This window comes from Paenibacillus sp. Paensp38, assembly GCF_059491915.1.
Genome location: NZ_CP168516.1, coordinates 1,294,826 through 1,311,170 on the forward strand (window position 1 = coordinate 1,294,826; position 16,345 = coordinate 1,311,170).

General features: G+C 44.3%; 16 protein-coding genes. All 16 read left to right on the forward strand.

What is annotated here, in order from left to right; all coding sequences use genetic code 11:
• The first annotated feature begins 260 nt into the window (after positions 1–260).
• The 16 genes from ACEN8J_RS05835 (at position 261) to era (ending at position 15,874) form a co-directional block, all read left to right on the forward strand.
• A complete protein-coding gene (locus ACEN8J_RS05835) occupies positions 261–665 on the forward strand; it encodes a hypothetical protein (protein WP_029517802.1) in 405 nt (134 codons plus the stop codon).
• Between the two features lie 328 nt (positions 666–993).
• Positions 994–2,337 carry an aminotransferase-like domain-containing protein gene (locus ACEN8J_RS05840; RefSeq protein ID WP_029517801.1) on the forward strand — a complete coding sequence of 448 codons (1,344 nt, stop codon included), beginning with the start codon at positions 994–996 and terminating at the stop codon, positions 2,335–2,337.
• Positions 2,338–2,499: 162 nt separating this feature from the next.
• A complete protein-coding gene (locus ACEN8J_RS05845; RefSeq protein ID WP_025722131.1) occupies positions 2,500–2,859 on the forward strand; it encodes a histidine triad nucleotide-binding protein in 360 nt (119 codons plus the stop codon).
• A gap of 171 nt (positions 2,860–3,030) precedes the next feature.
• On the forward strand, positions 3,031–3,204 hold the full coding sequence (rpsU, locus tag ACEN8J_RS05850) for a 30S ribosomal protein S21 (RefSeq protein ID WP_005547957.1): 174 nt from the start codon (positions 3,031–3,033) through the stop codon (positions 3,202–3,204).
• 16 nt (positions 3,205–3,220) lie between these two features.
• Positions 3,221–3,664, forward strand: a complete 444-nt coding sequence (locus ACEN8J_RS05855; protein WP_013311146.1) for a GatB/YqeY domain-containing protein — start codon at positions 3,221–3,223, stop codon at positions 3,662–3,664.
• 279 nt (positions 3,665–3,943) lie between these two features.
• On the forward strand, positions 3,944–5,311 hold the full coding sequence (locus tag ACEN8J_RS05860; protein ID WP_029517800.1) for an NfeD family protein: 1,368 nt from the start codon (positions 3,944–3,946) through the stop codon (positions 5,309–5,311).
• 43 nt (positions 5,312–5,354) lie between these two features.
• Positions 5,355–6,356 carry a flotillin-like protein FloA gene (gene floA / locus ACEN8J_RS05865; RefSeq protein ID WP_029517799.1) on the forward strand — a complete coding sequence of 334 codons (1,002 nt, stop codon included), beginning with the start codon at positions 5,355–5,357 and terminating at the stop codon, positions 6,354–6,356.
• 44 nt (positions 6,357–6,400) lie between these two features.
• Positions 6,401–6,979, forward strand: coding sequence for a YqfB family membrane protein (locus ACEN8J_RS05870; protein ID WP_069010261.1), 579 nt, complete (start codon positions 6,401–6,403; stop codon positions 6,977–6,979).
• Between the two features lie 421 nt (positions 6,980–7,400).
• A complete protein-coding gene (gene bcaP, locus ACEN8J_RS05875; protein ID WP_165149027.1) occupies positions 7,401–8,810 on the forward strand; it encodes a branched-chain amino acid transporter BcaP in 1,410 nt (469 codons plus the stop codon).
• Between the two features lie 381 nt (positions 8,811–9,191).
• Complete coding sequence (yqfC, locus tag ACEN8J_RS05880; protein WP_029517796.1) at positions 9,192–9,485, forward strand: sporulation protein YqfC; 294 nt, start codon at positions 9,192–9,194, stop codon at positions 9,483–9,485.
• The gene (yqfD, locus tag ACEN8J_RS05885) at positions 9,482–10,675 is read left to right on the forward strand and encodes a sporulation protein YqfD (RefSeq protein ID WP_495594338.1); all 1,194 of its coding nucleotides are present in this window, start codon (positions 9,482–9,484) and stop codon (positions 10,673–10,675) included. Before yqfC ends, yqfD begins: the two co-directional genes overlap by 4 nt.
• A 6-nt stretch (positions 10,676–10,681) precedes the next feature.
• On the forward strand, positions 10,682–11,653 hold the full coding sequence (locus ACEN8J_RS05890) for a PhoH family protein (protein WP_029517794.1): 972 nt from the start codon (positions 10,682–10,684) through the stop codon (positions 11,651–11,653).
• Between the two features lie 95 nt (positions 11,654–11,748).
• Positions 11,749–13,995, forward strand: a complete 2,247-nt coding sequence (locus ACEN8J_RS05895; RefSeq protein WP_165149033.1) for an HD family phosphohydrolase — start codon at positions 11,749–11,751, stop codon at positions 13,993–13,995.
• Between the two features lie 55 nt (positions 13,996–14,050).
• On the forward strand, positions 14,051–14,548 hold the full coding sequence (gene ybeY / locus ACEN8J_RS05900; protein ID WP_029517792.1) for an rRNA maturation RNase YbeY: 498 nt from the start codon (positions 14,051–14,053) through the stop codon (positions 14,546–14,548).
• A complete protein-coding gene (locus tag ACEN8J_RS05905) occupies positions 14,548–14,922 on the forward strand; it encodes a diacylglycerol kinase family protein (protein WP_025722122.1) in 375 nt (124 codons plus the stop codon). Before ybeY ends, ACEN8J_RS05905 begins: the two co-directional genes overlap by 1 nt.
• Before the next feature lie 49 nt (positions 14,923–14,971).
• Positions 14,972–15,874, forward strand: a complete 903-nt coding sequence (gene era, locus ACEN8J_RS05910; RefSeq protein ID WP_029517791.1) for a GTPase Era — start codon at positions 14,972–14,974, stop codon at positions 15,872–15,874.
• Positions 15,875–16,345: the final 471 nt, after the last annotated feature.

Here is a 16,345-nt window from a genome sequence, read left to right on the forward strand (position 1 = left end):
AGTAATGTGATACAGGTCACAGATACAGTTTCAAACTATTGTTATAATACAGCCAAGCCGACAAGTTAATCATACAGCACCCCGGCGGACGTATGCTGCGGAAGAAATCTTCCCATCATACGTCCGTTCAGAGGGGCTCTGCCAAGAGCTCCCGGGGTGCTTCTTTTTTTGCAAGCCGGAATTCGCCCAATTTGATGTAGCAAATGGCCCGTTTTTGAATAACATACGGTATACATGCAAGAGCCTAGGAGGAAACAACCATGGAAAAAAGCATGACAACCGAAAAAGTTACAGCACCGGAACAGACGGATGCTAAAACACTATGTCAAAAGCATATGCATCGTTATGTATGCGTATGGGTGAAGGACGGGACAATGTATGATGGCATTGTAGAGCATGTGGATGATGAAAAGATATACTTAGCCGTTCCTATGGGTGGAGACGAGATGGAGAATGTCAATGTTAATCTCCCGTATCCGCCTAACAATTGTGGCTGCGGTTCCCGTGCTTATGGTGGCTATGCATCTTATCCTCCGTATCCGTACCCGTACCCGTATCCAGTACCTGCTTATGCATATGGGTTCCCCTACGGACGCCGTCGCTTTAATCGTTTGATTCTGCCACTTGCAGCCTTGACAGCGATCAGCTTGCTGCCTTATTACTAATCCTAATTTCTTAGTCGCCAGATATAGTGAATTCTCTGCTCTCTCCCGCCTACAGCTCTTGTACAGTACAAGTGACTTTAAGGCGCATCCATACATCATCACCATGCAAGGCTGTTTCTTCCATCATGAAGAAACAGCCTCTTTTTCACATATTCTATCCCCAATATGATCCAATAATTGAAACTGTATCAGTACAGTTCAATGAAATGAGGTATCCTGTTTATCCATAAAGCATGGTAACATCTAGCGTGTAAAGAAACATAAGAGGAATAAGCATGTAATGAAATGAGCATGTAATGAGTATGTAAAGAGCAGGTGGGTGGATATTGTGAAAAAATATGTATCAATTTTATTGGATATAGAGCTTAAAATTCGCGAGGGACAATATAAATCAGGTTACAAGCTACCGTCGGTCCGTGAGGCTTCAGAATTATATAGATGCAGCAAAAGCACGATTCTGCGGGCATATTCTGAACTTGAAAAGAAACACGCCATCTATTCCATACCGCAAAGTGGATACTATGTAGTGGAAAATTCGGGCGATTTACACCATAATCATATGCAAGACTCCGTTGATTTTGCTTCGGCCTCCCCGGATTTAAATGTATTCCCTTATCTGGATTTCCAACATTGTTTGAATCAGGCTATTGATACCTACAAATATCATCTATTCACTTATGGCGATTCGCAAGGACTGGAAACACTGCGTCATACGTTGGTTTCCCATTTGGCTAATACTCAGGTGTTTGCAAAAATGGATCGGATTATCGTTACTTCGGGTGTTCAGCAGGCATTGGAGATACTCGCTAAAATGCCGTTTCCCAATGGCAAAGAAAAGGTTTTGGTCGAGCAGCCAAGTTACGATATTTATTTGCGATTTCTGGAGGAAGAGAACATACCCGTCAGTACCATCGTCCGGACAGCGAAAGGTATGGATTTTCACGAATTGGAGAATCAATTTAAGAACGAGAGCATCAAGTTTTTTTATACCATGTCAAGATATCATAATCCATTAGGGATCTCATATAACACAGAGGAGCGAAAAGCGATAGCTGCCTTAGCCGCCAAATATGATGTGTACATCGTAGAAGATGACTATATGGCAGATTTGGGGGCCGATCATCTTTTTGATCCCATTTATGCATACGACCATTCGGACCATGTTATTTATTTGAAAAGCTTCTCGAAAATCATTTTCCCAGGCTTGCGATTAGGAGTTGCGGTATTGCCAGAAGTCCTATTAAAGACGTTTAACGCTTATAAAAGATATGTCGACACATCTATGTTGTCTCAGGCGGCGCTTGATATTTATATTAAAAATGGAATGTATGAACGCCACAAGCACACGATATGTAAACTGTATTCGGAGCGCATTCGTACTCTGAACAAGGCCGTGGAACGATACAATCAGGCCGGATACGTTCAGACTTCAGCTGTAACCTCAGGAGTTTATATGCAGTTTAAACTGCCTCGGACAGTGAATTTGGAACGCTTGGTACAGTGTCTTTCTGCGAGGAACATCCAGGTTGTAGCTGGCAAAGGTTTTTATTTATCAGGCTATAGGGAACAAGAGAAGTTTTTGCGCATAAGTATTTCGCGCGCGCAGCTGGATCAAATTGATGGAGGGGTGAAAGCCATTGTAGAGGAAGTTAGTAAGGGAAACTGGTATTAAGACCCTTTTTCCGTTATGATACATATAGAAACATAAGTATAACCAAACATGGCTGTATATGTTTCTATTCAGTGTGGGAAATACATAACTTTGAATGCCGAGAGCAAGGGGGGGTTGTGTCTATTTGCTTAGGATCGGCTCACTGCCAAAGGAGGGTTTTGAATGGACGATCTGTTTTTGAAAATTGTGGATGGAACCATCCCCAGCAAGAAGGTGTTGGAAACCGACAATGTGCTCGCATTTCATGACATCCAGCCTGCGGCGCCAGTACACGTGCTCATTATTCCCAAAAAATATATTCCTTCAATGAACGCTGTGACGGAGGAGGATCTTCCTCTTATCGCGGAGATTCATCGTGTTGCGGTTGAGGTTGCAAAAAAGTTAGGAATCGCCGAGTCTGGTTATCGGTTGATTAACAACTGTGGCCCGGATAGTGGACAAGCGGTGGGGCATCTGCATTATCACTTACTGGGCGGCGCCAAATTGGGTGCCCTGACAGGTATTTCGGACTCACATTCTTAAAAAATGACAGAGCTTGTCTTTTCAGTAATACGGATGTGAATGGAGAAAAGTGGCCCTTTATGTATTCATTTTTTCTTATAGGTTGACACCTGGTTTCCGTTTCACCTATAATAAAATTTGATGAACCGTGTTATTGCTCTTGGACGGTCTGGTCGGAGGGAGGGAAAACTGGTGTCTGAAACTAAAGTTCGCAAAAACGAGACAATTGATGCTGCACTTCGTCGCTTTAAACGTTCCATTGCTAAGGATGGCGTATTGGCTGAGGTGAAGAAACGCAAGCATTATGAAAAGCCAAGCGTAAAGCGCAAGAAAAAGTCCGAGGCTGCTCGTAAGAGAAAGTTCTAGGAGGATCTAAGCAATCATGAATTTGAGCGAACGATTGAACGAAGATATGAAGCAAGCAATGAAGAGTAAGGACAAGTTCAAACTCTCCACCATTCGAATGGTTCGTTCTACGATTAAAAATCTTGAAATAGATTTGAAACGGGATTTGGACGACAACGAAGTGCTTGATATTCTGAGTCGTGAGATCAAACAGCGAAAAGATGCCCTCCATGAATTTGAAAAAGCCGGTCGTGATGAACTTGCGACAAGCACTAAAGCAGAAATAGAGATCATCGCTCAGTACCTTCCCGAACAACTTTCTGAGGAAGAAATTAAAGTTATTGTACAGCAGACCATCCAGGAAACCGGTGCTTCTTCGAAAGCCGAGATGGGGAAAGTAATGACGGCCTTGATGCCTAAGGTAAAAGGCCGCGCTGACGGTAAGCTCGTGAACCAAGCGGTTCAGCAATTTCTGCAATAAACCTGCGACAAACAGGAAAACACAACACCCTCTGTTTACAGAGGGTGTTATTTCTATATATGTGTTCCCTACCATAGAATGTAATGATGAGAAGATTCTTATATGTAAGCGCTATTGTTAATTATGTGAAACGTGATGTTCATTGGGTGCGTAAAGTATTTGGCAGCCGTCAGGATTAGCAATATACCCAATAATTTCACATTAAATCCTGAAAACTGTATAGTTTGTCTAACAAAGTTTGGTATGCTGTAACATAGAGAGATCGAAAGGGGGAGAGAAATGCATAGAGAACATCACCACTCCAGTCGCAAATGGATCCTTTTAACGTTGTGGATTATGGTATCCGTTTTGCTGTTGCCCTTAGTTCATTCCGAATCAGCGGCGGCCCAAACTAAAGGTGGAGCTGTGTTTGTTATACCAGTCGATCAGGAAATTGAGCATGGCCTGGGCAAATTTATGGAACGTGGATTTGCAGAAGCAGCAGATTCCAAAGCAGGTCTGATTTTACTGGATATTAACACTCCCGGTGGACGGGTAGATACAGCGGAGAAGCTGGGCAAACTGATTAAAGACAGTCCAATTCCGACCGTAGCCTATATAAGGGGCGAAGCGGCCTCAGCGGGTAGCTATATTGCGTTGAGCGCAAACAAGATTGTTATGAAACCGGGGAGTATTATCGGAGCAGCAGCGTTAGTAGACGGCGGGGGGCAGGCTATCACAGATCCAAAAACGATAGCCTGGTGGAAGAGTAGCATGGCATCTGCCGCAGAAGCTGGCGGACGTAATCCGGATATTGCCAGAGGTATGGTTGACTCTAAAACGACCATATCTATTCCTGAGATGAACTTTAACAAGGAAAATGGTCAGATCATTTCTTTAACCAGTGAGGAAGCGCTGAAGTTGGGTTATGCGGATCACATCGCGTCTTCCGAACAAGAGGTTATTCAGTGGATGGGTTACAGCACGGATGATGTCATTCATGTGGAGCGAACATGGGCTGAAAAAGCAGCCGAGATATTGACCAACCCAATTGTACAGACGTTGCTTTTATTTATCGGTATCGCAGGTATTGTTATTGAGTTGATCGTACCCGGTTTTGGTGTACCGGGAATTTTGGGCATACTCGGATTTGGTTTGTATTTTTTCGGCAATTATATCGCTGGTTTTGCAGGTTCGGAGACGTGGTTGTTGTTTATTATCGGTCTGGCTCTGCTTATACTTGAAATGTTCATCCCGAGTTTTGGTATTTTGGGCATTCTGGGTTCCGTCAGCCTTGTCGCCGGAGTTGTTCGTGCAGCATACAACATGCAGCATGCGTTTATATCTTTGGGCATTGCCTTTGCAGCTGCGGTTGCCGTGGTGGCGATCATCGCGGTTGTATTCAAGGACCGAGGGATATGGAACCGTTTTATACTTAAAGAAAGTTTAACGGCTGAACAAGGTTTTTCTTCAGTTGTGAACCGGGAAATGCTATTAGGTCAAAGAGGTGTCAGTCTGACTCCACTTCGTCCAGCCGGAACGGTGCTGATCGCTGATGAGCGAGTCGATGTTGTAACGAACGGCGAGTTTATTGCTACAGATATGCCGATTATAGTATCCAAAGTAGAAGGCGGGCGAATTGTGGTCAAGGCAGACACTAGCGTCTAAACAAGCAAATAACAAAGAATTAGATTAATGGAGGATGATGCGAGTGTTCGAATCGGGTATTGTCAGCGTTTTGCTGATTGCCGTTGTAGTGATTATTGTATTGAGCGTATTTTTTAGTTTCTTCCCGGTGATGCTGTGGATTTCAGCATTGGCTTCGGGTGTGCGCATTGGCATCATTACGCTGGTAGCTATGCGTTTACGGCGCGTCACGCCAAGCCGAATTGTCAATCCACTCATTAAGGCAACCAAGGCGGGTCTGGGCTTGAACATCAACCAGCTGGAAAGCCACTTTCTCGCAGGAGGGAATGTAGACCGAGTGATCAATGCGTTGATTGCTGCGCAGCGTGCTAACATTCCGCTTGAGTTTGAACGTGCGGCAGCGATTGACCTTGCTGGACGGGATGTTCTGCAAGCGGTCCAAATGAGCGTTAATCCGCGTGTTATTGAGACACCTATTGTTGCTGCGGTCGCCAAGGATGGTATTGAAGTGAAGGTTAAAGCTCGTGTTACGGTGCGTGCCAACATTGATCGACTTGTTGGGGGTGCTGGAGAAGAAACGATTATTGCACGGGTCGGTGAAGGTATTGTTACGACCGTAGGTTCCAGTAACTCGCATAAGGACGTGCTGGAGAACCCGGATTCAATTTCAAGAACCGTATTGTCCAAAGGTTTGGATGCCGGGACAGCATTTGAAATCCTGTCCATTGATATTGCGGACGTTGATGTAGGTAAAAATATCGGTGCTTTTCTGCAAACAGAGCAGGCGGAAGCCGACAAACGTATTGCGCAGGCAAAAGCGGAAGAGCGGCGTGCGATGGCTGTAGCGCAGGAGCAGGAAATGAAGGCGCGTGTTGTAGAAATGAGAGCACGCGTGGTGGAATCCGAATCCGAAGTACCGCTGGCAATGGCTGAAGCGCTACGCGGCGGGAAGCTTGGTGTCATGGACTATATGAATTTGAAAAATATTGAGGCGGATACGCAAATGCGTGGCTCCTTAGGCAAACCGAATGAGAACTCGGGGAATGACAACAAGAACCGGGATTAATAACGGGACATAGCCGATGAATTACGGCAGCTAGGTGGTGAGTAATGAACTTTATCAGCTGGATCTTTGAACATTTGTATATCCTGATCGTGATTGGCTTTGCTTTGGTGTCTTTTTTGGGGAAAAGCATCCAAGGTACAGGGCGGAAATCACCGCCGCGAAAAGGTATGCCTACCTTTGGTGGTGATCATGGTTCTCGTGGACCCTCGACGTCATCCAGACCCTTCACAATGGAACATGGGCAAGAGCAACGTCAGCAGGATATTGCTGGAGAGTTGCAACGTCAATTTCCTAATGAACGACGGACGGTTATGGAAGCTCGTCGCATAGAAGAAATGGGCGATCGGTCGGAAACCGAAGAACGGATGGACCGGGATTTATTAGATAATGGTTCGACTCTAGAGGATCGGATCCGTGCTATGGAAGAAGAACGAAAAATGGTTTTAGCCCGTCTCGATCGTATATCCAATGCGAGGGAGTCAGGGGAAATTACAGATGCGCCAGAGATAGCTTCGCAAGACCGTAATACGGTGGATACGGCTGATCTGCGCAGAGGTGTGATTTGGGCAGAAATATTAGGTCCTCCACGTTCCAAGCGCTACATGGGTGGAGGAAGACGTTAAAATGATAGTGGATCCGTCACGGCTTTGGCTGTGGCGGATCTTTTTTTGTGATGCTTTAGGAATACATAACCATGCTCGGAATAAAAAGTGAATTAACGACAAATGCTCTAATTACCTGACAACGAATGTGATAATCCCTTGTGTGCTCTAGCTTTCTCACATTTGTTGTCATCTAAAATGGTGGCATTTTGTCTAATTTAGCGCCTCATTTATGAAAATATATTCCTGAAAAATGATCAAATGTAACAATATGAATGGAGCTTTCCGAAAGCAGTTTTCATTTTTTCTTTTTTATATATAATGTTCTCAATGATAGATACTTATGAAATTCACTCCAATTTTACCTAAAATTTTATTTATATCGAGGTGATACAACAAGGTTATAAAAATGGAAAAATTAATTTTTAGGAGGATGGGATCGATGGGAAATAGCTTGTTTAGAAAGAAAAGCATTGATCAGTTGATTGCCGCTACGCGAGGGGAAAAAGCACTCAAAAGGGAGCTGGGTGCGTTTGATTTAACGATGCTTGGAATTGGAGCCATTATCGGAACGGGAATTTTTGTGTTGACAGGTACAGGAGCAGTTACGGCTGGTCCAGGCTTGGTTCTTTCTTTTGTGATTGCGGGACTCGCGTGTTTATTCGCAGCATTGGCTTATGCGGAGTTTGCATCCACCGTTCCAGTATCCGGTTCTGTTTACACCTTTACATATGCTACGATGGGGGAGCTATTGGCCTTTATTATTGGATGGGATTTAATTTTGGAATACATGCTGGCAGCCAGCGCCGTTTCCGCAGGTTGGTCGGGTTACTTTGTATCATTTTTGAACGGAATTGGCCTTCACATTCCGCTTGAATTCACTGCCGCACCGGGGGCTTTGAAAGACCAAACTACTTATTTTAATCTCCCAGCTTTTTTAATTTTGATGGGTATCACGTTCTTGCTTTATTTAGGGATAAAAGAATCAAAACGGATAAACAACATCATGGTAATCATAAAAATTGTTGTTATTTTATTATTTATCATTGTTGCTTTTAGATATGTGAAGCCAGATAATTGGACACCGTTTATGCCGTTTGGGTTCAGTGGGGTGTTTGGAGCCGCAGCTCTTGTGTTTTTTTCTTTTATTGGTTTTGATGCTGTTTCATCAGCGGCTGAAGAAACTAAAAATCCCACTACTAATTTACCGCGAGGCATTATTTTCTCTCTCATTATTTGTACGTTTTTGTATGTCATTGTTAGCGCGATTATGACTGGTATAGTACCGTTTATGCAATTTGAAGGTATCTCTCACCCCGTGTCATTGGTATTGCAGGTTGCAGGCCAGAACTGGGTTGCAGGTATTGTAGATATAGGAGCCATCTTAGGGATGACAACGGTCATGCTGGTAATGCTCTATGGTCAAACTCGTATTATGTTTGCTATGTCACGTGACGGCTTAGTCCCCAAAGTATTATCCAAGGTTCATTCCAAATACAAAACGCCCTACATTAACACGTTGTTTTTCGGCACTTTATCTGCATTAATGGGTGGACTGATTCCGCTGGATGAGTTAGCAAGTTTGGTGAACATTGGAACCTTGTCAGCATTTATTCTGATTTCGGTCGCCGTTATCGTTATGAGAAAAACACAACCTGACTTGCCAAGGGCCTTCCGATGTCCTGGAGTTCCGTATATCCCGATCCTGGCTATCGTTTCATGTGGGGTGCTCATTCTTAATTTGAATGGCCAGACATTTATTCGCTTTATTATTTGGCTTGTCATTGGTATGGCTGTTTACTTCTTATACTCTAGAAAAAACTCTCTTTTAAATCGAGATAGCGAAAAATAACCGTGTCATTTAATGAAATTCAAAAGAAGACAACCTTTGTTTTCAATATGAAAATGAGGTTGTCTTTTTTGTTGTGAATTTTGAAAGGACACATCTTTTTCCTCTGCAATATAGTAGCTACTACGAATTGTAAGTTTAGCCTCATAAATGCCGCGACTGGATCATAAAATGTACAGTACAGATATCTGTGGCGCTGGTGTAATGGTGTTCACTGATAATAAGAATATAAGATGGAAAGCCAGCAGCGTAGCTGCCTTGAAACATCTATGGGTACCGGATGGCAATAACAGAAGATGAAAAAATAGCAGCGTGCTGTCATCAAAACAACTCTAAGCCGTTGGATAACAAATATTTTGATGACAGGAAGGGAGATTTCGCCGTATGAGCAGGATGAGCCGCAAACTGCGAAAGTGGGCCAGCGAGACGCTGGAGCTTCCGCAGGACATTCTATTTGACCTGCCGCGGTTAACCCTCATCGGCAGCCGTCAGCTTTATGTGGAGAATCACCGGGGCGTGGTGGATTTCACGCCGGATCAGCTCGTACTTGCACTTGCGCAAGGCAGGCTGAGGGTGTCCGGCCATGATCTAGTCATTACGTCTATTCTGCCAGAGCAGGTAAGTGTGGAGGGACATATAACGGATATCCAAATGGAAGGAACGGAGGAAGGCTCGTGAAACATCCTGCTTTAGCAAAGCTGCGTGGTACGGTTACCCTTGCTATCAAGGGCGAAAGTGTGGAAGCTTTCATTAATTTACTCACCGATCACCATTTACCTGTGTGGAACGTGCGGCCGATGGGTACTAGACATGCAGAAATGAACCTTCTACTGCCGCACGTCTTCCTCCTACGCCCGCTTTTGAGAAGGACAGGCTGTAAAATGCATGTTCTGAAGCGGCAAGGGCTTCCCTTTACTGCTGCACGACTTGCCAAACGTAAGTTTTTCCTGGCTGGATTGGCTTTGTTCTGGATAGGTCTCCTGCTGATGTCTTCACTTATCTGGGACATTGAAGTAAAGGGGAATGATAAACTATCGACGGAATCCGTTCTCAAAGCCGCTCGACAGGAGGGTCTGTATCCATTTCAATGGAGCTTTCGTCTATCCAGTCAAGACAAGCTTTCACGTGCGCTCATGCAGAAGCTTCCAGAAGCATCCTGGATCGGTGTGGAAAAGCAGGGTACTTTGGTGACGATTCAGGTTGTTGAAGCTTCACAGCCTACCCCTGCGCCGCTCTACAGCCCTCGTCATATCATTAGTAAGGCAGATGCGGTAGTTACTGAAATTTTTGCCGAGCAGGGTCGTCCTGTCGTGCATAAAAATACGCGTGTCAAAAAAGGAGCCATCCTCATCTCTGGAACGCTTGGAGATGAGGAGAACCAACAGCAGGTCGTAGCCAAAGGAGAGGTTAAGGGTCTTGTATGGCATGAATACGAAATTAGCAGTCCCATGGTGCAACGCAGCAGCACGTATACAGGTACCAGTCACGACCACTTATATCTGGTATTAGGCAACCGTGCGATACAATTATGGGGATATGGGAAAATACCTTATTCTACACATAAAACAACAGTTGAACATGATCCGCTAACATGGCGTTCCTACAAACTTCCGGTGGGTTGGATGACCGAAAGTGTGAGAGAGACAAAGATACAGGAGCAGAAGCTTACGGAAACAGAAGCGAAAATGTCAGGTTTAGAAGGCGCGCGAGCTGATATTTTAGCTAAATACGGCAAAGGAACGAAAATAATGAGCCAAAAAATTTTGCATGAGAAGAGAGAGAATGGTAAAGTTTATATGAAAGTGCTTTTTGAAGTGGAGCAGGATATTGCGGAAGAACTTCCGTTAGTTCATAACCAAGGAGAATGAGGCTATTTGGCAGAACAACAACGCAGCATACAAATTGCATTGAACAATGCGGGAGAAGGACAGGCGTTATTTGGCCCGCAGGATTCCTTTTTGAAATTAATCGAAGCAGCTATTCCCGCAAAAATAGCATCTCGTGAGGCAGAAGTTAATGTTTTTGGTAATGCTCACGAGGTGGAAGTGCTCGAACAATTGTTCGACGTATTACTCCAGTTAATTCGCAATGGGTATATACTGACCGAAAGGGATGTCCATTATGCGATTGAACTGGCAAAAGATTTGCGCGCTGATCAGCTGCTCGATTTGTTCAAGGGTGAAATTACGACGACGTTCCGGGGTAAACCGATTCGCGTCAAAACGATTGGACAAAAGCACTATGTAACCACGATTAAGAAACGCGATATTGTATTTGGAATTGGCCCGGCGGGTACTGGTAAAACCTATCTGGCTGTAGTGCTGGCCGTAGCTGCCCTGAAGGAAGGTTCAGTCAAGCGCATTGTACTGACTCGTCCTGCGGTGGAAGCAGGTGAAAATTTAGGTTTTTTACCAGGGGATTTACAGGAAAAGGTTGATCCGTATTTACGCCCATTGTATGATGCCCTATACGATGTGATGGGCCCAGAGCAGACTGCAAAGGCACTGGAGCGCGGATTAATAGAAATTGCACCTTTGGCTTATATGCGGGGACGTACGCTGGATGACTCTTTTATTATTTTGGACGAAGCGCAAAACACTACACCCGAGCAAATGAAAATGTTTTTGACTCGACTTGGCTTCGGCTCCAAAATGGTCATTACCGGCGATGTCACGCAAATTGATTTGCCTCGTGGCAAAAAATCCGGTCTGATTGAAGCAAATGCGATTTTACAAGGGATTGAGGAAATAGGCTTTGTCCAGTTTGCAGAAGAGGATGTTGTCCGTCATTCCCTGGTTCAAAAAATTATTGTTGCTTATGACCGAGTTGCCGAAAATCAAGGATAGTCATTCAATCACGAGTATGTCGTGTACGACCAGAAAAAGTATAAAATGAGCAGTGTAGCTGCCTTGAAAAAGATGATGGAGAGGGATTGTTTTAGATGATCTCGAAGGAATTATCTAAAGGGAAAACGTTCCAGCATAGAATGAATGGATGGAAGTATAGCGTGGCGACACGCTATCTTCTGTTTTTATTTTTGGTGGTTCTTTTTTATGTAGGCTTTGCGTCCAAGCTGCTTCCCGAGCGTTATGATATTCGGGTAAATCAACCGAGTGAAAAGGAAATTGTCGCCCCGATGCAGCTTCCTAACAGTAAGGCGACTTTGAAGGCTCAAGAGGAATCAGCTGAACGTGTGCAGCCCATGTATACCATTGTGCCCGTTCGCAACGATAACCTGATTACTGGTATTTTGGATCGAATTGAACGGCTCAATCAGGATGACCAGGTCTCCAGAGCAGATAAGATTTCGATTTATAAGGATGAGATTCCGCAACGTGCACGGGAATTTGTACAAAATTTTGTGAATAACAGCCGTAATGCGGATGCCTACCCAGATAAGTTGCTGGATGAAGTGCTGGAAAAAACGAAAGAGCAAACGTACCGAATTCCAGAGGAGACATTCATTAAAATTCCGCGCCTTACATCTGAGGATATTGCTGAAATGCGGCCTGTTGCCCGTGAGATTGTGACAGGGTTGATGAATGATCAAATTACGGATGCTCAGACAGCCCGAGCGAAAGTAGCTGAGCGGGTTAGTACAAGCTCGCTTACTAAGCGTACTTCACGGGAGGTTGTTCAGGAACTTGCAAGGCTTGTGATTACCGCCAACAAGTTTTATGATGATACAGCTACGAAGGACGCAAAGGTACAGGCTCGTGAAGATACACCGACAGTTTACATTAAACAGGGTGAAGTACTCGTCAAGAAGGGTGAGATTATTACCCAGGAAATCTATACACTGCTTGATGAAAATGAATTGCTCAAGGATAAAATCAATTATTGGCCACAATTTGGACTGCTGATGTTGTCTATGATGCTGGCATTGGGCCTGTTTATGTATATTCGTCAATTTCAATCACGAACACGAAACTTCAAGTATAATAATGCGCAGTTGCTCATGCTAGTATTAATCTTTGTGATAACAGTTGGAGCAATGATGTTAATTTCCATACTGCAGAACAATGAACGTTCCTATCTCGGCTATCTGGCGCCTATCGCGCTTGGAGCTATGCTCGTAACGCTGTTGCTTGATATGTCGTTGGCTTTCGTATGTGCCGTTATATTCAGTATATTGGCAAGTGTTATTTTGAATGTCCGTCAGGGACAAATTTTCGACTTTAATTTTGGATTTTTTGCTATTGTGGTCTGTCTGGCAGCGATTTTCTCTACTCATCGAGCCAGCCAGCGTTCAACACTGTTCAAAGGGGCGATTATGGTATGCCTGTTCGGTGCCCTGTCTGTTTTTTCTCTGGCACTGATTGACCAAGGGAATTGGACTCAAACGACGACGCTCTATGGGGTAGCTTTTGCTTTTGCAGGTGGTCTGATAACAGCAATACTTGTTATTGGGCTAATGCCATTTTTTGAGTCTACCTTTGGTATCTTGTCGGCACTGAAGCTTGTTGAGCTGTCAAATCCCAATCATCCATTGCTCCGCAAGCTGCTTACGGAGACACCGGGAACGTATCATCATAGTGTAATGGTGGGTAATCTGTCAGAGGCCGCAGCGGAGGCTATAGGGGCAAACGGCTTGTTGTGCCGGGTTGGTTCGTATTATCATGATATTGGTAAAACCAAGAGGCCTTCGTACTTCATTGAAAATCAAAATGGGTTGGAAAATCCACATGATACAATAGAGCCCAAGCTGAGCAAATCCATCATTATCGCCCATGCTCGTGACGGCGTGGAAATGCAATTGGATTACAAGCTACCCAAGCCCATTCGCGACATTGCCGAGCAGCACCACGGAACGACATTCTTACACTATTTTTATCACAAGGCGTTGCGCGAAGCTGAAGAGCGGGGGGTGGAGCCTGACTTCACGGAGGATGATTTCCGTTATCCGGGACCGAAGGCTCAGTCTAAAGAGTCTGCTGTGGTGGGAATTGCTGATAGCGTGGAGGCAGCAGTTCGTTCCTTACGGAAGCCGACAGTGGAACAAGTGGAATCCATGATTGAGAAAATTATTAAGAGCCGTCTTGATGATCACCAATTCAACGACTGCGAGCTGACCATGCGGGAGCTTGATATCGTGGCTCAAACCCTCAAGGAAACAGTAATGGGGATTTTCCATTCCCGTATTGAGTATCCGGAGGAAAGGCCCAAGTCTGAAAACGGAAAAGCTTAATATAACTTGTGCATGAAGTACGGTTAGAGCACTAGAATTAAAAGGAGCGGTTGGCATGGGCCTTCAATTAGCTTGGAATAATGAACAAAACGATATGGTAATTAACGAATCCTTGATTACGCTGCTGAACACCTTATTAGAGGAGGCAGGCAAAGTGGAAGGAGTCACTGACGGTGAGGTAGCCCTTACCTTCGTTAATGATGAGCAAATTCATGAGTTGAACAGGGACTATCGGGGAATTGATCGTCCCACCGATGTGTTGTCTTTTGCTATGAAGGAAACACTGGATGAAGAGCTTGAAATTATTTACGAACCGAATGATGAAAATTCATTGAATGATGTACCTGATGTTTTGGGGGATATTATAATCTCTGTACAAACAGCGCAAGCTCAGAGTGAAGAATACGGACATTCGATTGAGCGTGAAATCGGTTTTTTGTTTGTTCACGGCTTTCTTCATCTGTTAGGCTATGATCATCAGGATGATGTGAGTGAAGCTGAAATGATGGGCAAACAGGAAGCTGTACTGGCTCAAGCGGGGTTGACAAGGTAATGAGACGTCAGCCTTGGAGAATGACTTTTCGCTATGCGGCAGAAGGCGTGATGTACGCTCTGCGTACGCAAGTAAATATGCGGATACATGTGGCCGTGGCGCTCCTTGTCATTGTAGCAGGCTTAACTCTGCACATCTCCCGGCTCGACTGGTTATTCGTCTGCGTGGCTATCGCTATAGTCATTGTAGCCGAACTGTTCAACACCGCTGTTGAAGCAGCGGTGGATCTCATCTCACCTGATATTCATCCGCTGGCCAAAGCGGCTAAAGACACCGCCGCCGGAGCCGTGCTCCTGGCAGCGGTTTTTGCTGTAATTATTGGTATATTTGTGTTTTATAGGCCTATGTTGACGTTAATTAGTTCGCTGTTTTAATGGAAAAACCCAAATAAAATAGGTGCTTAATCGCGCTGGAGGAAATGAAATGGCTAAGAAACACTTTAAATCAGGCTTTGTTGCAATTGTTGGCAGACCTAATGTCGGAAAATCAACACTGATGAACCACGTCATTGGGCAGAAGATCGCCATTATGTCAGACAAGCCACAAACTACACGCAACAAAATTCACGGCGTATTTACTACAGAGGACACGCAAATTGTATTTTTGGATACACCCGGGATTCATAAGCGTCAGTCAAAATTAGGCGATTACATGAATCAGACTGCTTTTAATACGTTGGGTGAAGTAGAAGCGGTACTTTTTCTTATTGACGCTGCTGAAGGTCTAGGCGGTGGCGACCGTTTTATTGCGGAACAGCTTAAACAAGTAAAAACGCCAGTTATTTTGGTGCTGAATAAAATTGATCGTATTGAGCCAGAAGCATTGTTACCCCTGATTGAGCAGTATCGCAAGTTGTACGACTTTGCAGAAATCGTACCCATCTCGGCCAAAATGGGCAACAATGTAAACACCCTGCTGGAGCAGGTGCAAAAATACTTACCAGAAGGTCCGCAATATTATCCGGATGATCAAATTACCGATCATCCAGAACAGTTTGTCATTGCCGAGCTGGTGCGTGAAAAAATTCTGCATATGACACGTGAGGAAGTACCCCATTCTATTGCGGTTATGATTGAAGATATGAAAGTGCAGGATAATGGTGTAGTGCATATTATGGCTGTTATTTTTGTAGAACGTGACTCCCAGAAGGGGATTATTATCGGCAAACAGGGAGCCATGCTCAAAGAAGTGGGCAAACAGGCACGCCAGGATATCCAAAACCTGTTAGGCTCCAAGATTTTCCTGGAACTTTGGGTTAAGGTCAAAAAAGACTGGCGCAACCAGGAACGCGTCCTTCGTGACCTTGGCTTTCATCGCGACGCTTAAAAACAGAACTCGATTCTACGTCACTTTAGTTCAAGGGTTTATTGAGGTTAAAAATTGATATTAAATAAATATGTATAGTTGTAGTAAGCATCATAAAAAAGCCGTCCCGATCTCTTGGCTGAGATAGTAATAGTCTCCTGATCATTTAAAGCGCCGCGTATGTGCGGCGCTTAACTTCTTGCTCTTTTTATCCTTTTCTTCCAGCGATGAAATAGGTGTGCTTTAAAAAAGGCCTTGTATGCACGATGTAGCGGAGCGAAGGATTTGAATCTGAAGAAGCGATAGCGTTCGCCTTTACCCCCGAATTTAACCCTTTGTATGTTTTACATTCAAATAAATTCGGGGGTAACAGCGATCGTAAGATCAAATCATTTGCGAAGCGTATTCCATTCTACATACAGCAGCCTTTTTTAACGCAATCCATTTATTTCATCGCATACTTGCCTTCTCTTCGCATCATCCTAATTTTGA